The sequence below is a fragment of the Armatimonas sp. genome, assembly GCF_031410135.1.
GTDB lineage: Bacteria > Armatimonadota > Armatimonadia > Armatimonadales > Armatimonadaceae > Armatimonas.
The window spans coordinates 1-3,469 of record NZ_JANNYP010000345.1 but is presented as its reverse complement, the minus strand read 5'-3'; the positions used below and the strand labels follow the sequence as shown (position 1 = coordinate 3,469).

General features: G+C 59.0%; 3 protein-coding genes and 1 pseudogene. 1 reads left to right on the top strand and 3 read right to left on the bottom strand.

Annotated features, from left to right (window positions below; genetic code table 11):
• Positions 1-138 precede the first annotated feature (138 nt).
• Positions 139-675, bottom strand: a pseudogene (locus tag RMO15_RS12635) (WD40/YVTN/BNR-like repeat-containing protein); the annotation flags it as partial.
• Positions 676-692: 17 nt separating this feature from the next.
• On the opposite strand from RMO15_RS12635, the gene RMO15_RS12630 reads away from it, so the two are divergent.
• On the top strand, positions 693-1,673 hold the full coding sequence (locus RMO15_RS12630; protein ID WP_309712933.1) for an NAD(P)-dependent oxidoreductase: 981 nt from the start codon (positions 693-695) through the stop codon (positions 1,671-1,673).
• Positions 1,674-1,754: 81 nt separating this feature from the next.
• Here the strand turns inward: RMO15_RS12630 and RMO15_RS12625 are convergent, their stop codons facing one another.
• Positions 1,755-2,729, bottom strand: coding sequence for a DUF1080 domain-containing protein (locus RMO15_RS12625; RefSeq protein ID WP_309712930.1), 975 nt, complete (start codon positions 2,727-2,729; stop codon positions 1,755-1,757).
• On the bottom strand, positions 2,730-3,469 hold a 740-nt coding region (locus tag RMO15_RS12620; RefSeq protein ID WP_309712927.1), incomplete at its 5' end, for a DUF1501 domain-containing protein.

Here is a 3,469-nt window from a genome sequence, read left to right as displayed (position 1 = left end):
GGTGCATCTTGGGCGGCAAGGATCTGTTCAAAGCGTTGGCGAAGTCGCTGTTTCGTTTCTTCTGTCATCCCCCTATGATGACGACTTTAGGAGCAGAAGGCAAATCGGCTTGCCTCACCACTTTTTTGTCCTGCACCCCTTGCCGCCATTGAGCGTCCGAAAGAGGCCACGGGTTGTGTTGGGCCCATAAGGATGCCCCAGCACCGCCGCAAACGCACGATCCGGGTTCTTCGGGTCCACACAGATATCGCTGATCTGCCAGCCATCTTTGAGCCCCGTGTTTACCCAGCTCTTGCCGCCATCGGTGGTCTTGTAGACCCCATCGCCCACCGAGAGATCGGGGCGCTGGAGGCCCTCGCCGCTACCTACATAGATTGTGTCGGGACGGCTCTGCGCAACCGCGAGGCACCCGACGCTTCCCGTGGGCTGGCTGTCGAAGATCGGCTTCCAGGTGTGGCCATAGTCCGTCGTCTTCCAGACGCCGCCATTGTTCACGCCAATAAAGAGCACGTTCGGCTGGGAGATCACCCCCTCGGCCCCCACCGTGCGTCCACCCCGAAACGGCCCAATGCAGCGCCAAGTCAGGCAGTCGTAGCGCTTGGAGGCGACTTGGGCAGTGGCAGGAAGGAGGGCGAGCGCAAGAAGCGTGAGCAGAGCGAAGGCTTTGGCAATCATGCGGGTATTATACGCCCATGAGAATATTGGTGACGGGCGCGACGGGAAAAGTCGGGCAGACATTTGTAAAGGCGTTTCTGGCGGATGAGCGCTTTAGCGGGGCGATCGTGCGGGCGTTTTGCCACAACCGGGTGCTGGAGACCAGCGAGCGGATTGAGGTTGTGAAAGGCTCGATGTCCTCACGCGACGATGTGAAGCGAGCGCTGGAGGGCGTGACCCATGTGCTCCATCTTGCCACCTGCAAAGAGACGCCAGAGGACATCATGGATGTCGCAATCAAGGGCTTCTTCTGGTTGCTCGAAGAGGCGCGGCTCTCCCCAACTTTCGAGCAGCTTGTCCTGATCGGCGGCGATGCGGGCATGGGGCACTTTGTCTATCCCCACCCGATTCCGGTCACGGAGACACAGAAACACAGTGCCTACCAAGGCTGCTACGCGCTTTCCAAAGTTCTGGAAGAGGTGCTTTTAGAGCAATACTACATCCAGTACGGGCTCAATGGCTGCTGCCTACGTGCACCCTGGATCATGGAGAAAGACGACTTCAAGTACACGCAGAGCTTCGGGGAGGATGTCTTTGGTGGTCCACGCTGGCGTGATTTGGTTGGTGCGGAGGCAGCAGATACCTACCAGGCCAGCAAGACCGTCCCCGTCTTGTGTGACCCCGATGGCAACCCGATCAAGCGCAACTTTGTGCACGTCAGCGATCTGGTGACCGCGATTCTCGCGGCGCTGAACCATCCCAAGGCTCGCCAGCAGACCTTCAATATCTGCATGGACGAGCCCGTGGACTATGGCTTTGTGGCGGAGTACCTGAGCCAGACACGCGGCTTTACCAGTGTCAAAGTCACCACCGAGTTTCACACCACCTGGCTCGACAACGCCAAGGCACGCTTTCTCCTCGGCTGGAAACCCGTCTACGATACCACCAAGCTCATAGATGCCGCCTACGACTACCAGCGCACAATAGAAGATCCCCGGATTATCTGGTATCCGGGGTAGCACCGCCGGTTGGAGCGGCGATGCTGGAGAGCCTTCGTAGCTGAAGGCTCTCCAGCCCCCTCGTTTTGATCGAGGGGCGATCTACGGCGTGGGGTTCATGTCGCTCTTAGGTGCGGTTCCCTTGGTGGGTTTGGCAAGCGTCTTGATGTAGATATTCTTGAAGCTCGCGACCGTGTTGTTGCCGTGGCAGAGCTGGAAACCAATCGGGCCAGAGAGAAACGCCTCGGGATCGTCCCCATCGGCGGTTTTCACGCCATTGAGGTAGATCACGGTCTTGGTTCCGACATGGCGGATGTAGTAGTGGTTCCAGTCCTTCTTCTTCACGATCTCATCGGCATCGGCCTTGGGAAAATCGAAGATTTTTTTACTACGACGACGCTCATCCCAGACACAGCCCCAGTAGCCCTCGCCCATGTCCACCTGGTAGCCAGGCGCATCGTCAAACGAGGTCGGTTTGATACGGGTGCAGACCCCAGAGTTGTAGCCGTCCATCTTCACATCGATGTGCATCTCAAAGTCCGAGTAGTCCATGTCACTGAAGAGATAGTGGTGCTTGGGTGTGGTGCCCTTCTTGTCGCCCACAATCGCGCCATCCACCACCGACCAGTAGCCCTTCTCTAAATTCCACCCCTTCAGGTCTTTGCCATTAAAGAGCGACTTCCAGCCCTTGGCAACTGGCTTGCCATCTTTGACGATGCCATCGGGGCCTTCCCCAAAGACCACCTCACCGGAACCAGGATAGACGGGGTTGTACTTCGGCTTGGGCGGCTCCACGGGCTTGGCGGGCGCAGGCGGCGTCAGGCTCTTGGGCTTAAGCTCAGCCAGCGGCGCGATCTCCACGCCCGCTTTTTTAGCTGCAGCGGCATCGTCAAAGCCAGCAAACGAAAAATTATTGAGCTTGTAGTAATCGCCGCGGTAGTTGCGCTTGGGCTGCATGCCACTGTGGCAGTAGGTGCACTTCACACCCTCTTTCTCCGCAAACGGAGGCTTCGCTTGGGCGCTTGTCGCCAATATCATCGTCAGCGGCAGTGCCGCCAGAATCGTCGTTGTTTTCATCTATACCAATGCTTTCTTGATTATTGTGCCGCCGGTGCCGGTGAGGCGCTGGTTGCGGCCGTTGAAGAGATACGTCAGTCGCGTGTGCTCCAGGCCCATGCAGTGGAGAATCGTCGCGTGGTGGTCGTTGATAGGGTGCGGGTCTTCGCCGGTCTTGTAGCCCACTTCATCCGAGGAGCCAACGACCGTGCCGCCTTTGATGCCCCCCCCCGCCAGCCAGACGGTCTGGACACCAGGGTTGTGGTCGCGGCCCGAGCCACCCTGAGAGATGGGCATGCGCCCGAACTCGCCCGCCCAGACAACAAGCGTGGAGTCTAAGAGTCCGCGCCGCTTGAGGTCTTGGAGTAGCCCGGCGATAGGTTTGTCGGTAGCGCCTGCGTGCTTGCCGTGATTGCTCTCGATATTGCCGTGCGCATCCCAGGTATCGTCGCCATGCCCACCACCGGAGTAGAGCTGGATAAAGCGCACGCCGCGCTCGACCATGCGGCGGGCCAGCAGGCACTTGCGCCCAAAGTCCGCCGTCTCGGGCTTGTCCATGCCGTAGAGTGCCTTAGTCTCCTCGGTCTCTTTCGAGAAGTCCACGGCCTCCGGGGCGGCCATCTGCATGCGGTAGGCCAGCTCGTAGCTCTTGATACGTGCGTCTAAGTCGCTGTCACCGGGCCGAGCAGTGAGATGCTCGTGGTTGAGCTGCGCCAGAAAGGCTAAGTCTTGCTTTTGGTTGTCGTCGCTGATTCCCTCAC

Bases quoted from the DNA above. Each gene is read 5' to 3' on its own strand.
- RMO15_RS12630 (WP_309712933.1), top strand. From the start codon at position 693: ATGAGAATATTGGTGACGGGCGCGACGGGAAAAGTCGGGCAGACATTT.
- RMO15_RS12625 (WP_309712930.1), bottom strand. From the start codon at position 2,729: ATGAAAACAACGACGATTCTGGCGGCACTGCCGCTGACGATGATATTG.